Below are 15,901 nucleotides of genomic sequence, written 5' to 3' on the forward strand. Positions count from 1 at the left end.
CGCCCGTCCTGTCGTAGACCTTTGCTTTCGACTGGAAACGTACGCCGCCCAGGGCCGCCTGTGGGCTGAACCAGGTGTTAACAGGGGTTATCACCACCTCGCCAGGTGCCTGCGCGACATTGACGCAACGATCCTGTGGCCACCGACCCACAGCTTGCCCCCGCAAGCCTCAACTTTGCGGATATCTACCAAATCTTGGGGTCGCGCTACCGGACCAAGACCAAATCTCGAGCACCTGGGCGAATCTCCAGGGGCAGCAAACAGCCAGGTGTACGCCTGGCACTCGATGTAGATCTGGATGAACATGCACCTCACTGACCACGAGCGTTTCGGCCGCGGACTCGCCCTGTTGCGCGACGCCCTTCGCCCTTTCGTCGACGCGAACCTCGGCCGCGATCTTCCACCAGGCACGACCTGGCCCGACCTGATCGCGGCACGAACCGAAGCCCGGCTCGGACGCGCCTACAAGATCGACCCCGACGATCCGCGGGTGTTGCTCCGTGTCCTGCGCGACGAGTGGCGCGGATTCAGGCCGAGCCTGTCTCGAGTCCAGACCGGTTATGCCTCCGAGCTCCATGACACTGCCAACCGCTGGGCGCACAGCCCCGAGATGACCGCGCACGTCACCGACCGCGGCATCGACACGATGATCTTGTTGGCCGAATCGATCGGGGCTTCGGGGTACACACCCCAGTTCCAAGAGCTGCTCGCAACCACGTCTGCCCAAGACCCCAAGGCCGACGAGCGGATCCAGTCGACGTACGACACAGGTGCGCCGAATGCTCCAGCCGACCGTGACCGCGCCCGGTCGGGTGGCGCTGTTCGGGCACTGCCGAAGGACAGCCTTCCGGACGGGGTAGCTCAGATTGCGGTGGCAATCGGTGATCTCGAGGTGCGGCTGTCCTATCGGGCGTCGTTCAACTACGCCATGGTCATCAATCAGATCCCGGTCATCCTTGGCGTCGAGATCCGCAACGTCGGGACTGCGCAAACCGATCCCGGCCCTCTCGAGATCGGCGTCCACGGATGGCCTTCTGCTGACGATGTTCGACCGCTCGTCCTGGACACCATGCCCCTCGGCCCTGGGCAGTCAGTGTCGGTTCCGAGCGAACGGCTGCGTTGGTTCCTCAGTCCGGCCCTCTTCGCACATCTCCAAGAGGCGGTGACAGCAGGACTGCGGCTCCGCCTCGATGCGCATGACGCGGAAGCGTCAGAACCAGTGACCCTGCTTGCCGCCGATGAGTGGGATGCCACCTCCGTTCCGGAGACGCTCGCGGCCTTCGCTCGCCCACGCGACCCCTCGATCACTGCTCTGCTCGAAGAGGTGAGCACGCGTCTCGCGACAACCACAGGCAGCCCAGACATCGACGGTTACCAGAGGGGCCCAGACCGTGCATACGCCATCGTCCAGGCCATCTACGAGACGATGCAGGCACGGCGCATCCGATACATCGAACCGCCTGCGTCGTTCGAGGGGACCGGACAGAAGATCCGTACGCACAAGGAGGTGCTCGAGGACCGCTGGGGCACGTGCCTGGACCTCGCTACCACCTTCGCCGCAGCGCTTGAAGCAGCTGGAATCTCGCCAGTGCTTGTGCTGACGACCGGTCACGCCTTCGCCGGGTGGCTGACCCAGGAGAACCACCTCTTGCCGGCGACCGCGCTCTCCGAGCGATCGACCCTGCTGATGGTCGCTGACTCAGCCGACTTCGTCTCGGTCGAACTGACCGCGCTCACTGATCGGGCCGAGCCGGTGCCGTTCCCAACCGCATCAGCACAGACATCGCTGTGGTGGAGCCGGCGCACTGAGGATCTGCGTTGGATGCTCGACGTCAAGGCCGCGCATCGGCGAGTCAAGCCGCTCCCGGTGCTCGTCCCGGGAGAGGGCGGGACGATCGAGGTCGTCGAGACCATCGAGGCGACCCATGAGCTGCGGGTCCCCAAAGAACTCAGCCAGATGCCCGCATCTGAGTTCCCGCCACGGGTAGACCAGTGGCGTCGATCGTTGCTGGACCTGTCGAACATGAACCCTCTCCTCAACCTCAGCCCCCGGCGCACCGGGGGCGCCGGCATCCACGTGCCCAGAGGTCGGATCGGCGACTTCGAGGACCGGCTCGCTGCGGGCACCGCGTTCCGGCTTCAGGCACACAACGACCTCAGTGAGCTGCATCTGCTTCAGGGAGCGCGATTCGCTCAGGACATCGACGCTGACGTGGCGGGCCGCCTCATGCTCGATGAGCGCACCCTCTTCATCACAATGAGCGACAAGGAGCATGTGAACCGTCTGGTGCGGTTGCAGAGACGAGCCCGCACCGAACTCGAGGAAACAGGTACCAACAACCTCTACCTGACACTCGGGTCCGTCGTATTCTCACCCGAAGCCACCGCCGGCCCGTCCCGCTTCGGAGCAAAGGCGACCGAGACAGCCGCACCGATCTTCCTGCTGCCGGTCAAGCTGGAAGGTAAGCGGGACACCAGCTTCCAGATCGTCGTAGAGGACGCCGATAGCACGGCAATGCCCAACCAGTGCCTCGCTGAGAAGCTGCGTTCTCAGTTCGGCGTCGAGGTACCGGAGCTGATCGCACCTGACCGGGATGACTCCGGCATCGACGTGATCGCCTCGATGCAAGCGATCCGCAGCGCACTCAACAAGAACGGCATCAAAGGAGTCCATGTGGAGGAGGACGCACACCTCGGCGTCTTCCAGTTCGCTACCTTGGAGATGTGGCGAGACCTCACCGACAACTGGCGAAAGCTGGTCGAGCGTCCTGTCGTCAGGCACCTCGTCGAACGACCACAGTCAGTCTTCGATGACGACACTCAGGACCCGGACGACGAGCCAACCGCAGAGGCGATGACATACCTGCCGATCGCTGCAGATGGGTCCCAGCTCAAGGCGGTGCGATGGGCAGCCGCCGGAAAGTCATTCGTCCTCGAGGGCCCTCCGGGAACCGGGAAGTCCCAGACGATCACGAACCTCATCGCCAACTGTCTCGCTGAGGGTAAGAAGGTCCTCTTCGTCGCAGAGAAGCAAGCGGCGCTCGACGTTGTGCAACGACGGCTCGACGCCGTCGGGTTGGGCCCGTTCACCCTCGACCTGCACGGCCGGAAGCAGACCGCAGCCGCCGTACGCCGCCAGCTCACTGAGGCCCTCGAGACCCGGACGAGCACCAGCGCGTCGTTCACCACCCTCCGAGAGTCCTACCGGTCCGTGGTCGAGTCGCTCTCCAAGTATCCGGACCAGCTCCACGAAGCCGGACCGACAGGCGAGTCCGCCTGGGGAGTCCGCCAGGCACTCCTCGAACTGGAGAAGAGGGGTACGCCATCGCTGCGGCCACTGTCTGCGCTCCCCGAGGTCGGCCGACGCGTGATCCGTGAGGGTAACGAACCGGATCTCTACCGCCGTGCGCGCGATCTCGAGGCAGCTGTGATGTCCCATCCTGGTGCACCTCTGGATTCCCCGTGGACGCTGTCCGGACAGATCTCTGTTCGCGCCGAGACCACACCGACGCTGCGGCATGCGATCACCGAGCTACTAGCAGCAGACCGAGCGGCGCACGGCGACCACGGGCGAGTGCTGCTCGACCTCGCCATGCGTCCCTCTGATTTCGAGCGGATCGCCGACTGGTTGCAGACGGTCACCTTGGGGTCAGGTCGTTCGACTGCCGAGGCTCGCTCAGTGGTCACCGCCGCGTGGAGACAGCGCGTCCAAGAGACGGCAAGCGCGATCGACCGATTCCGCACGACTCACCTGGTGCGCCTCGGTCCTTTCGCCCCAGCTGTCATCGAGATGGATCTGGACGGCCTGGTCGCACGATCGGTCGAAGTCGACGGAAAGCTCTTCAAGAAGAAGCCACGGCAGGCGCTGATCGACGAACTTTCTCCTACGCTCTCGCCCGCCGCGAACGTCAATCCGAAGACCCTCACCGCGCAGCTTCGAACGCTGCTGACTGTCCGGGAAGAAGCCGCGGACCTCACCCGCTTCGTAAGCGGACTTGCAGGCGTCGAGCTCCCGTTTCGATGGAATCCGCTCCAAGACGACGGGGTCGAAGTCGTACGTCGCCAGGTCGATGCCGTCTTCGCGGCGTCAGCGCTCGCCGACAACATCGACAACGAGGCTCTCCTCGACGCCACCACGTCGACGATGATCGAGGCCGCCGCGCGCGGTCTGCCGGTCGACCCCGAAGTCGCTCGACGTCTGGCACGCGCATGGACTCAGGTCTTCACGGCGCTCAGGACAACGGACTCGACGATCACCCAGTGGCAGCAAGACCACTCTTTGAGCGAGTCTCTGGCACGCGTTCGACGGGCGTGGGAGAAAGATCTGGAGGACGACTTCCTGGCTCTCGCTCGTTGGACTGCCGCGTCGATCGCCGCTGGCACGCTCGCAGAGGCCGGCATGGGCGGGCTCGCCGAAGCTGCGCTCCGAGGCGAGATCCCCGGCCAGGACATCGAGTACGCGGCGATGCTCTCGTTCGCTCGAGCATCCCTGGACGAGCGGCTCGACGGCAGCGGCCTTCGGTTCTTCGACGAGGAGGCCCGTTCCCACCAGGTCGAGCGATTCCTGACCACCGGCGTCGACCTTCGCGAACGGCTACGCAGCGAGCTTCCGGCAAGGATCGTCGCAGCTCGTAGCTTCGACCCTCGACGACCGCAGGGCCGGGTTGCCGACTTCCTCGGCCAACTCGGCCGCAAGCGTGGCGGGATGACCACACGGGCCTTGATGCGCAACTTCGGCTCGATCATCACGGAGCTCACCCCGTGCGTGATGATGAGCCCTGGATCCGTTGCGCGCTTCCTCGAACCGGGCGCCGTCGACTTCGACCTCGTCGTCTTCGACGAGGCATCTCAGATCCGAGTGCCCGACGCTGTCGGCGCGATGGGTCGCGGCAAGGCCGTCGTCGTGGTCGGTGACTCCCAGCAGATGCCGCCGTCTTCCGCATTCCAGTCCAGCGGACCCAACGACGACGAGGGCACGTCCGACGCCCCGAGCGAGGAGATCTTCGCGCTCAAGGACGAGGTCAGCATCCTCGAACAGGCCACGCAATCACGCCTACCCAGCCTGCCGCTGACCTGGCACTACCGCAGCCGGAACGAGGCGCTGATCGCGTTCTCCAACGCTCACTACTACAAGAACCAGCTCGCAAGCTTCCCGTCGCCACCAGATTCGGGCGACTCGACAGGGCTGTCGCTTCGCCGTGTCAACGGCACCTGGGAAGGCGGTAGCCGGGGAGCTCGGGTCAATCGGGCTGAGGCCGAGGCGGTCGTTCGTGAGGTCCGCACTGTCCTCGCACGTACCCCCGAGAAGTCCGTGGGCGTCATCACCTTCAACAACCAGCAGCAGACTCTGATCCTGGACATGCTCGAGGCTCTTGCGGCCGACGGCGACCGAGGGATCAGGGACGCCTTCGCACGCGATGACGAGCCGCTGGTCGTCAAGAACCTCGAGAACGTCCAGGGCGACGAGCGCGACATCATCTTGTTCACCCTCGCGTTTGGAGTGAGCGACAAGACCGGCAAGGTCACCAACAACTGGGGACCGTTGAGTCGCGAAGGCGGCGAGAAGCGTCTCAACGTCGCGATCACCCGCGCCAAGGAACGGGTCGTCCTCTTCTCGTCCTTCGAGGCCGACCAGCTCGATGCCAGCACCACTTCGAAGGGCTTGCAGCATCTGAGGAGCTATCTGATCCAGGCACGAGACGGTGCCGAGGCAGCGGGACTGGACCGGCGACCACCCGTCGATCTGCACCTCGACGCCGTCGCTGCAGCTCTCGAGGAGGCCGGGCTGGAGACGCGGAAGTCCGTGGGACTCTCCGACTTCACGGTGGATCTCGGCGTACGCTCCGGCGCCAGGCCTTGGGTAGCCGTGCTCCTGGACGGCCCGGGATGGCGCAACCGGGCGACGGTGGGTGACCGCGACGGGATGCCGCACGAGGTGCTGATCGACGCGATGTCGTGGTCGGGGGTCGAGCGCGTGTGGCTTCCGACCTGGCTGCGTGACCCGCAGTCGGTGGTCGAACGGATCGTCGCCACCGCTCGGACCTCCGAGCCACGCGCGGTCGTCGTTCTGGAGCCTCCGGAGGTCGTCGACGATGACTCACCGGTGCTGATCCGCGGCGTTGACGACGTCCCGGAGGTGCAGCTCTTCTCGACGGTGAAGAGTGATGGTCCCTTCGAGGCCGCGGACGGCAAGGCTCGCCATCCGAGGTGGGCGTTGGACCACCTCGAGTACGCCGACAACAAGCGGACCGTCACTCACGAGATCCAGGACATCGTACGCACCGAGGGCCCGATCCTGGCCGACCGGCTGGCCCGCGTCCTTGCCGCCAGGTTCGGCCTGGAGCGAGTGCGCCAAACCCGAGCCGATGAGATCCTCGCGCTGGTCCCCCGAGGGATGATCCGGCGAGCTGCCAACGGCGACAAGGTCGCCTGGCCATCGGATCTGGACGAGAACGATTACACGGCGTTTCGGGTGCCCACAGCTGGCCGCCGATCCGTCGAGGACGTTCCTTACCAGGAGTTGCGCAACGCCATGATCGCTCACGCTCGTGCAGCACACGGCATGCGGGACGTGGACCTGATGCGCGCCACCGCTCGCACCTTCGGTATCCAGCAGCTCGGCAGCAAAGTTGCCGAACGTCTGCTGGGGGTTCTGACCGCAGCGGTCAAGTCCGGAGACCTGGGCCGCGACGGCGACCACATCGTCGCGCTGACCACGCGCGCCAACAACGCGTCGTGAGTTGGTCACGACAACATGAGCACATCAAGGGAGTAGCAGATGGTCGAGTATCGCGGCCACAACGGGACGATCGCGATCGAAGGCGATCAGATGGTCATCACCCACCATGGATTCGTTGCGAAGGCCGGCGGGATGCAGATGAACAGTCCACGCCGCATCAACCTGGCGGCTCTGAGCGGCGTCAACCTCAAGCCGGCCTCGGCCCTGACCAACGGCATCCTCACGATCGGCACCGACGGAGCAGCAGCCTCGCAGCGTCCGGCGATCGACAGTGCGGACTCAGTGATGTTCCTGAAGAAGGACGCCGCCATGTTCCAAAGTCTTCACGACTGGCTGGCAACGGTCGTGGAGAAGAACCGTGCTTCCAGCGCGGATCCGTCAGCGCCCGCTGTCGTAGCTCGCGGTGCCCGTGCCGGCTCGGGAACAACGGGTCTGGTGAGATTTGCGCTCTGGGGTCAGCCGTCCTACGCCGGCTTCGAGGTCGCCGGCGAGGGGCATCACTCCGCCGAGATCGCGATGCTGTTCCCACATGGACTTCCCGAGGAGGGCGTCGAGGACACGTTCGAGGCAGATCTCGTTCCTGAGCCGACCAACCGCTACGACGCCAACGCAGTCCAGGTGGTCATCAGCGGGAACCTCGTCGGCTATCTCCCCAAGGAGGAGGCCGCGACATATCAACCTCGGCTGGGCAGGCTCGCGAACCAGGGGTTGCTCGCAACCGTCGGATCACGCGTCTGGGCGCGTCCGGAGATCGACTGGGAGAGTGGGCGACGGACCGGCCATATCCACGCCAGGGTGTCGCTGAAGCTCGCCGAGCCCCATCTCATCCTCCCCCTGAACACGGCACCCAGCGGTGTCGAGCTGCCGACTGGGCGCGCAGTGAAGATCGCACCCGGACCACGCGCTCAGGAGGCATGCGCACCATGGCTTCGCCCCGAAGGCGAGGGCTGGGTTCACGCGACTCTTCACCGCGTCGAAGAGGTGACGGCCCGCTCGACGAAGGAGCTGGTGGAGGTCCGGATCGACGGCGCCGCTGTCGGTCGCATGACCCCGGCCATGGGCCAGAACTTCCTCCCTGTGATCGACCTGCTCGACGACAGAGGTCTCGGGTGTGTCGTCCGGGCGATGGTCAAAGGCAACCGGGTGAAGGCCGAGATCTCGATATCCGCGGCCAGAGCCAGCGAGCTCAGCGACGCCTGGTTGCAGGACCACATCTACGCGGTCAACGCCGGGACAGGGCCGTCCCCAAGCCATCCTGCCGATCCTGTAACCACAGTCCCGCCGCTCCACGTCCCCGCTGGCTGGTATGCCGATCCTGAGGGGGTCGCTGCATCTCGCTACTGGGATGGGACTGCCTGGACGTCACACGTCAGTTCGTCGTGATCCCGGCGATCTATCCCGCTCGCCTGTCACCACTGGCCATCCGATTATTCGACCACCCGATACCGCTGGCGACTGCTCCGCCCGGGGTGCAGCCTTCTGATGATTCCGTCATCTTCCAGCTGCTTCAGTCGCCTCGAAACGGTGCTCTGCGACATGCGGAGCTGATCCTGGATCGCCTTTCTGCTGTTGTGGCCCGCCCGGATCGCTTGAACGACCGCATCGAGGTCGGCGGTGACACCAGCAAACCCTTGAGTCGTCACATCTGCGTCGTCTGGCTCGGCGTCAACGATCTCCAGCGGAAGGGCTTCTTCGATGAGGTGGTACGCCGCGTAGCGCCGACCTCCACGACTGAACGCAACCCCTCGGTCGACGAGATCTTTCAACGCCTGACCAGCGGCGATGCGATCGATGCCCCAGGCCTGGAGCATCGCGTTGGTCGTCCGACCGGTCGTACGCATCATGGCGAGAGCCAGGTGTTGGGCATCGGTTAGACCGCGTTGCCCGAGCGAGCTGATCCACTCGATCGTCTCGGGCCCCAACAGTGCATGCTGCGGCACCCGGACCGTTACGCGGCCCGGACGAACAACGAACGCAGGTGGACTCATCCCGGCACGCCGAAGCTCGGTCATCACCGTGTGGAGCCCGGACCCGCGGTTCTCGCAGAGCGCTTCACCTGGTTGGCCTTCGACCTCGACATCGGCCAAGATCGCAGCCAGGGTCTGGTTTCGAGACGTCGAGTGGTGATCGTCGGCAGCCAGGTCGGCCACTGTGATGGTCCCGTACAGACCTCCGGGACTCTTCACTTCCAGCCGATCCGGATAGAGCTCGATCTGGACCTGGCTCCCGCGTGCATCTGGGCTGTAGTCGCGGTGCATCAGTGCATTCACGACGATCTCGCGGATGACGTCGATCGGATAGTCGTAGACATCCCGCCGGCCCAAACCGGCGATGATCGCACCGACACGCATGTTACGGATCGCCATCGCAATCACGTCAGCGACAATCACCGGGAGCGGCCCGGTCAGTGAGGCGTTGTCGAGGAACCGTCGCCCGTCAGGGTCGGTCTCCCCCATCTTGAGTCCTGGCAGAGCCACGAAAGACACGAAAAGCTGCGGGAAGAACTGCTGGGGGTAAGCGCCAAGGGCAAGCAGGCCCGCGAGGGTCGGCCTGACCACACCTTCGGCGTCGGGTGCGAGCACTCCGAGCTTGATCAGAAGCTGCTCGTCCTCGTCCCGGCGCAGACGCGGAGAGCGCCGGCGCACGCGCGCCAGGTAGGCCGCGACCAACTCCGTATCGAGATCCGTGGCCGACGCTCGCTCGACGACCTCTTGATCGTGCGTCGGCTGCGTCCGGTTGGAGAGAAGCTGCGTGACCTCGTAGTGGGTCAGCAACCGGTCGCCGTCGCCGCCGCGAATGAACGAGCCCCCGTAGGCGCCCGGCTTCTTCAGGTAGCAGGGTTTCTCGACCGGATCGAGCTCGGGCACGTCGAGACGGACGACCGCAGCGTTCTCGAACTCCTCGATCTCGACCTGAGCCCGACACGGTGGCTCGACGAGGTTGGCGCAGGCGTTCGCGAGCGCATCGCGAATGCGCGTGGCGTCGAAGCCAGCGGCGGGAACGAACCCGTCGTCTTCGCTGAGACCCAGGATGATCGTGCCGCCGTCGAGGTTGGCGAAGGCGCTGATCGTCTCGACCGTCGTGGTCGGAAGCCCTCCGACCGCGGCCTTGACCTCCACGCCGGACATCTCTGCGTCGATGCGACGCATCTGCTCAACGAGCGCCCTGGTCTCCATCCTCATCCCAACTACTTTGTCATACTTCCTCACACTTGCTCAGACTTTGTCACACTTGTTCACGAGTAGCTGGCGACACGCTCGTCACCCCGCACCCCGTTGCGAAGGAGCAGCCGTGCGACGAGCCTGCATCCCACCGCCCTTCGGCACCTTGAATCGCACATGTGCGGGGAAATGGCGCCGTCGGACGGCTGTGGGGTCGTCACTTCCGCGCAAATGTGCGGAAGTGCCGGCCCGCCCCGAGGTCAGGCTGGTACTCCCGCGCCGACATCGGTCACCCGAAGCTTTCCGGACATCAGGAGGGGGAGGAGTTCGTCGCGGGTTGCGGCGAGCCGAGCCGATTCATCGGTCAGGGCACGTTCGATGGCCGCAAGCTCCTGGATCTGGCTGTCGACATCCTCGTGTTGCAAGGGCAATTCAACCTCAAGTCTCTTCAGATTGCTCATGCTGATCTTGGGTTGTACGGCGCCGGTGACCAGGTGGGAGACGTTCGCCCGCCTAACGATGTGGCGGAGAAGCTCAGTCGATACGCCTCGACCGGTCAGGACGTGGGCATGGTTGTTCACCCATGCAGGGCCCCAGATGTACTGGACGACCGGCGTGCCGTCGTCGCGCACGACTGACCCGTCCTCGCCCACCAGCACAAGGCACTCATCGAAGATAGGTTCGTCGACGTAGTCCATCCGACTCGCGGCACCGTAATACGGAACGGTTCCTCGGCGTGCCCCCCGATCCCTCGAAGAAAGCGGAACGCGTCGTCGGTTGTGGAACTCCGCGATCTCGTCCACGAGGACCACTTTGGATGCCGTAGCCATCGCGCTAGAGATGATCGCGTCGGCCAATCTGCTTGCCGACGCAATGGCGCGGTCGTTGGCTGCGATCTTGTCGTCGAGGGCGCCTAGGACCTCGGCGATGGAGCGCTGCGTAGCCAGGTCTGGAACGCGGACCTCTACTCCGGCGATGTAGTTCCTATTCAGCATTGGCTGGACACTGCCCGAGTCAAACCCAGAGAGGTCTATGAACTCGAACAGGTGGTACAGGAACTTCGGGTCATTGCCCTTGAAGTCCGCGGCATAGAGCGTTGTGTTCAGCGGCCAGAAGTCACCCTCACTCCACGTCGGCACTCCCAGGTTCGTTGCGCGACCCACAACGAAGCCTGGCCCTTTAACGGGCCCTTCACTGTGCCAACCAGCGGTGACTCCCGCTGAAAGAACTGGGAATGGTCCGTCCTCGCGCTCGCGGTGCGGCAAGTCGAAGCCACGGCGCAACTCGATGACGTCGGCGAGCGACTTCGGCATCCACTCACCCATCGAGGCGCTCCAACTGCTGGCGTACGACCTTCTCGAGGCGGGCGGACTCGTCGAACGCCTCCAGGAGTTCGGTGGTGAGGCGGGTGATCTTGGCGTCGAGTGGTTCGCCGTCGTCTTCGGCTTCGGGGGCGCCTACGTAGCGGCCGGGGGTGAGGGCGTAGTCGGCGGCTTTGATGTCGGCCAACGTGGCTGACTTGCAGAAGCCAGGGATGTCTTCGTACGCCGAAGCGACTGTGTTGGTCTCGACACCACTCGCTTCGCTCGCGGGCTCGACCGACGACGGCGAAGGCTCGGCTGCGTCACGGTCCGGCCCATGGAGCCAGGCGTGGTAGGTGGCGCCGATCTTCTGGATGTCTTCATCGCTCAGGGCGCGCTCGGCGCGGTCGACCATGTAGCCGAGGTTGCGGGCGTCGATGAAGAGGACTTCGCCGGCGCGGGAGCCCTTGTTCTTGGCGAAGAACCAGATGCAGACGGGGATGCCGGTGGAGCGGAAGAGCTGGGTGGGCAATGCCACCATGCACGACACGAGGTCGGCCTCGACGATCTGGGCGCGGATGTCGCCTTCGCCGTTGGAGTTGGACGACATAGAGCCGTTGGCCATGACGACGCCGGCCTTACCGTTCGGAGCCAGTTTGGAGAGGATGTGCTGGATCCAGGCGTAGTTGGCGTTGTTGGCGGGAGGAACGCCGTAGCGCCAGCGGGGGTCCTCGATGTTGCGGGTCCAGGACTTGATGTTGAACGGCGGATTGGCCATCACGAAGTCGACCTGGACATCGGAGTGCATGTCACGGGCGAAGGTGTCGCCCCAGCGGGGACCAAGGCCGGCGTTGTTGATGCCGTGGATGGCGAGGTTCATCTTCGCCAGGCGCCAGGTCTCCTCGTTGGCCTCCTGACCGTAGACCGAGATCGCGGTCGGGTCGCCATCGTGGGTCTCGATGAACTTCTCGGCCTGGACGAACATGCCACCCGAGCCGCAGCACGGGTCGTAGACGCGACCGGAGGTCGGCTCGAGGACCTCGACGATGGTGCGTACGACCGATGGGGGTGTGAAGAACTCGCCGCCACGCTTGCCTTCGGCGGCGGCGAACTTGGCGAGGAAGTATTCGTAGACCTCCCCCATGAGATCCCTCGCGCGGTGGGATCCCTGGCGGGAGAAGCGCATCGAGTTGAACAGGTCGATCAGCTCGCCGAGGCGGCGCTGGTCGATGTTGCCCTTGTTGTAGAGCCGCGGCAGCGTGCCACGCAGGGACTCGTTGGCGTTCATGATCGCGTCCATGGCCTCGTCGACGAGCGAGCCGATGGTGCGGCCGGGCTCGTCGCCGATGGCGGGCTTGCCCTTGGCGTTCTCGGCCAGGTGCTGCCAGCGGGCCTGGGCCGGGACCAGGAAGACGCCGTAGCCCTGGTACTCCTCGGCGTCGTCGATCAGGTCGGCGATCTGGTCCTCGTCGTAGCCGTCCGCGAGCAGGTCCGTACGGATCGTCTCGCGACGCTCCTCATAGGCGTCGGAGACATACTTCAGGAAGACCAAGCCGAGGATGATGTCCTTGTACTGCCCCGCCGAGAGCGAGCCGCGGAGCTTGTCGGCAGCCTTCCAGAGCATGTCCTTGAGCTCGTCCATCGTCGACGGTGTCGACGGGTCCTTCTTCTTGCGTGGTGGCATCAGCCTGCTCTCCTCTGGGTCCTCTGCGTGCTGTCGGACTGGTGGTCGGTGTCGAGGGCGACCGTGCCTGCGGCCACTCCGTCGATGAGTGCGTTCTGGAGCTCGTGGGCTGCGGCCAGGCGCCGACGCAGCTCGTCGATGTGGCCGTCGATGCCGGCCAGGGTGCGGTCGAGCGCGTCTGCGGCGTCGGCAGTCAGGACCGGGACGGTCCAGGTCTCCCACTCGCCGCCGGGCTGCCGGTTGATGATCGCAGCCAGCGCGTAGGGGCCGACCGGCGCACCCGCCTTCGGCCGCAGGATCCGCGACGGCGACCTCACGATCGCACCGCCCGTCTCGTCCACGACTGCCGCCGGGGTGCCTTTGTCGCTGAAGACGACATCCCCGGGCTCGGTTCTCACGGCATGAGAGTAGTGCCGCTCGGCGTCGAACGGATCGAGGCGTACGCCGTCGGTCGACCCGTCTGCGGCGAGGACCGGGACGGTCCCGCCCGGGTCGGCGTGATCGAGGTCGATCCGAGCGCCGCGGATGCGTTTGAGCTGCCCAGCGTCGCAGAGCTCGGCAAGCGAACGCTGGCGGAGCACGACCGACCCCGGCGCCCGGTCGACGTCGACGTCGAAACCCGTCAGCGGTGCGCTCGTCGTCAGGGTCGCCGCGTGGACCCGGTCCAGGTGGTCGCGCTGATGCGATGTGCCCAGGCGTGGCGCCACGGCACCGCGCGGCACCAACGACGCCTTGCCGGCCCGGACCGGCGCCAGGTCGACGGCGAGCGCATAACGGAACGCACGGTCATCGGTCTGAGCCAGGGCGCCGCTGAGGTCCGACGCCAGGTCGGCGAGATCGAGGTCGGCCCCGGTCAGGTCGGCCGCGCGGACCCGATCCGTGTGGACCGGGCCGGACAGGACCCAGAGTCCCAGCCCCTGTCGCGCGGCGTCCTTGCGCATGCCTCGTGGCAGCCGCGCCGCGAACCCCAGGTTTCCGGAACGCAGGGTCTGGGCGCGCTGCGCGTCCAGGTCGCCGCTGAGCCGGTCGCAGAGGAGTGTCGAGGGGCCGATGACGACAGCCGCGTCCAAGGGACCGAGCTCGAGGGTCACCTCGTCGACCGCCTCCAGTGCCTCGAGATCCGCGAGCCCGAGCATCGACACCACACGTACGCAGCTGGTGGCCTGCTCGATGACGTCGACTCCCGCGACAAGTGCACGCCGGCGCAGCCGTCGGGCGACCTCGCCCTCGCCGACCTGAAGGCCGATGAACCCGTCACCAAGCGCGGCAGCCACCTGAGCGTCACCACCCGGGTCCAGCGCGACATCTTCACCGAGGTGGAGCCGGGCAGTCTCGACGACCGTGCGGAGCAGCCTCAGCAACCCGTCGGCCAGGCCCTGCTCCGAAGCCTCACGGCGCAACCTGCCGGACCCGACCCGGGTCAGCGCGTCGGCCAGGCCGTAGGACCCCTCGACCAGATCGTCGACATAGCGCAACGTCGCCGCGTCGACCTCTGCGCCGGTCAGCTCGCGCCGCACCAGCGCGTCCTTCGGATCGTGCTGTGCCGCAGCCGCGGCGACGCCCGCGGGCGTGAGCGGCCCCAGCTCGTCTACCCCGAGGGCGCGCAGGCACAGCAAGGTCACCACGGTCTCCGGATCGACACCTAGCGGCGCCGCAAGAGTGGGGGCGTCGTACGCATGGTCGGGGTTGTTCCCGCGACCGGTCTCCGCCAGCCACGCGACGATCTCGTCGCGGTCGAACCGCTCGATGCCGGCAACGACGTCGACCGGCTCCGGAAACGGGATCACCCGCCCGCGTACGTTGGGGCGGCGGCGCCACATCGACACGGCCGGGCGGCTCACGTGCGCCAGGTCGGCAACGTCCTGCATGGTCAGCGTCGGGGCTACCGGCTCCACGTCGGGCTCCTTCCCAGCTCGTCCGAATGTTCGCCTCACACTAGGTCAAGCGCTCGATCACGGCGGGCGAATCGCTGTTAATGCCCCTTATCGGTGATCTCCGTAGTCACACAACGGCCTTCGCTCCAACCTTCTCTCATCACGAGCTGCAACCCGGCAGCCACGCAGAGGGAGCAACCGATGTCCAACGAGCCGACCGCGAACGTCCGGCAGCAGATGTCCCAGGCCGTCGCCAAGGAGGTCGCCGACGGCGGCTGGCGGGTCGAGTCGCAGACCGACTACCACACGGTGCTGGCCAAGGGCGGGCGTACGAACCACGTCCTGCATCTGATCCTGACCATCTTCACCTGCGGGCTGTGGTCGCTCGCCTGGCTGCTCATCGCCCACCTGAACCGCCGCCAGAGCCTGGTGCTGAGGGTCGATGAGTACGGCAACTTCAGCCGCCAGAAGACCGACTCCAAGGGCGCCCTGATCGGCGCCTGCGTAGTCGCCGGCGTGCTGCTCATCGGCGGCATCGTCGGTGCGGCCAGCGGCGGTGGCGGCGCAGATGACTCCGCCGGCACCGCCACCGACGCCACAACTGACGCCGCGTCCAGCGGCGCCGCTGGCGACAAGCCGAAGGCGGACAAGCCGGAGCAGGGATCAGCCAAGCGCCCGTTCAAGGTCGGTCAGACCGCCAAGCTGGAGGGCACCGCATACACGGTGGCCGGCGCGAGCACGCAGAGCAACGTCGGCGGTGAGTTCGGCGAGCAGGCCGACGGTGTCTTCGTGGTGGTCGACCTCACCGTCGAGAACACCAAGAACGAGACCAAGACCTTCATGGACACCGCCGCGGTGTTCATCGCCAAGGACGGCACGAAGTACGAGGGTTCCGACGCCGCGCTCTACCTCGGCGAAGAGTCGCTCTTCCTGCGCGACATGCAGCCCGACCTCGCCACCAAGGGCAAACTCGTCTTCGACGTTCCTCCGGCAAAGGCCGCCGGCGGCATCCTCCAGGTCTCCGACCTCTTCGGCCGCGGCGAGACCCACTTCGCGCTCGGCCTGAAGTAGCGCATCTCATCCGGGGCAGCGACTCGTCGCTGCCCCGGACACGTCTCGGCATCAGACATCAGCTCAGAAGG

The 15,901-nt window shown here is 65.8% G+C and carries 7 protein-coding genes; 3 read left to right on the top strand and 4 right to left on the bottom strand.

Features of this window, described 5'->3' with window-relative positions; genetic code table 11:
* Window positions 1–304 precede the first annotated feature (304 nt).
* A complete protein-coding gene (proA, locus tag IEY84_RS23765; protein WP_183543136.1) occupies window positions 305–6,739 on the top strand; it encodes an anti-phage protein ProA in 6,435 nt (2,144 codons plus the stop codon).
* Between the two features lie 39 nt (window positions 6,740–6,778).
* Window positions 6,779–8,122: a DUF2510 domain-containing protein gene (locus IEY84_RS26845; RefSeq protein ID WP_221208555.1), complete on the top strand. Its 1,344-nt coding sequence runs from the start codon at window positions 6,779–6,781 to the stop codon at window positions 8,120–8,122.
* Between the two features lie 44 nt (window positions 8,123–8,166).
* Here the strand turns inward: IEY84_RS26845 and IEY84_RS23775 are convergent, their stop codons facing one another.
* From IEY84_RS23775 to IEY84_RS23790, 4 genes are all read right to left on the bottom strand, one after another.
* On the bottom strand, window positions 8,167–9,921 hold the full coding sequence (locus IEY84_RS23775) for an ATP-binding protein (protein WP_221208554.1): 1,755 nt from the start codon (window positions 9,919–9,921) through the stop codon (window positions 8,167–8,169).
* A 239-nt stretch (window positions 9,922–10,160) separates the two neighbouring features.
* Window positions 10,161–11,225 (bottom strand): restriction endonuclease subunit S, encoded by a 1,065-nt coding sequence (locus tag IEY84_RS23780; RefSeq protein WP_183543134.1) that lies wholly within the window; start codon window positions 11,223–11,225, stop codon window positions 10,161–10,163.
* Window positions 11,218–12,885, bottom strand: coding sequence for a class I SAM-dependent DNA methyltransferase (locus IEY84_RS23785; RefSeq protein WP_183543133.1), 1,668 nt, complete (start codon window positions 12,883–12,885; stop codon window positions 11,218–11,220). The genes IEY84_RS23780 and IEY84_RS23785 overlap by 8 nt, the downstream gene beginning before the upstream one ends.
* Window positions 12,885–14,780, bottom strand: a complete 1,896-nt coding sequence (locus IEY84_RS23790) for a helix-turn-helix transcriptional regulator (protein WP_183543132.1) — start codon at window positions 14,778–14,780, stop codon at window positions 12,885–12,887. Before IEY84_RS23790 ends, IEY84_RS23785 begins: the two co-directional genes overlap by 1 nt.
* Before the next feature lie 180 nt (window positions 14,781–14,960).
* Here IEY84_RS23790 and IEY84_RS23795 point away from each other — a divergent pair, with 180 nt between their 5' ends.
* Complete coding sequence (locus IEY84_RS23795; protein ID WP_183543131.1) at window positions 14,961–15,830, top strand: DUF4352 domain-containing protein; 870 nt, start codon at window positions 14,961–14,963, stop codon at window positions 15,828–15,830.
* Window positions 15,831–15,901 lie beyond the last annotated feature (71 nt).

This window comes from Nocardioides albus (assembly GCF_014648255.1).
In the GTDB taxonomy this organism is placed as follows: Bacteria; Actinomycetota; Actinomycetes; order Propionibacteriales; family Nocardioidaceae; genus Nocardioides; species Nocardioides albus.

Excerpts from the sequence above, each read along its gene's own strand:
- IEY84_RS23785 (WP_183543133.1), bottom strand. The coding sequence starts at position 12,885 with ATGCCACCACGCAAGAAGAAGGACCCGTCGACACCGTCGACGATGGAC.
- IEY84_RS23775 (WP_221208554.1), bottom strand. The coding sequence starts at position 9,921 with ATGAGGATGGAGACCAGGGCGCTCGTTGAGCAGATGCGTCGCATCGAC.
- IEY84_RS23795 (WP_183543131.1), top strand. The coding sequence starts at position 14,961 with ATGTCCAACGAGCCGACCGCGAACGTCCGGCAGCAGATGTCCCAGGCC.
- IEY84_RS26845 (WP_221208555.1), top strand. The coding sequence starts at position 6,779 with ATGGTCGAGTATCGCGGCCACAACGGGACGATCGCGATCGAAGGCGAT.
- proA (WP_183543136.1), top strand. The coding sequence starts at position 305 with ATGCACCTCACTGACCACGAGCGTTTCGGCCGCGGACTCGCCCTGTTG.
- IEY84_RS23780 (WP_183543134.1), bottom strand. The coding sequence starts at position 11,225 with ATGGGTGAGTGGATGCCGAAGTCGCTCGCCGACGTCATCGAGTTGCGC.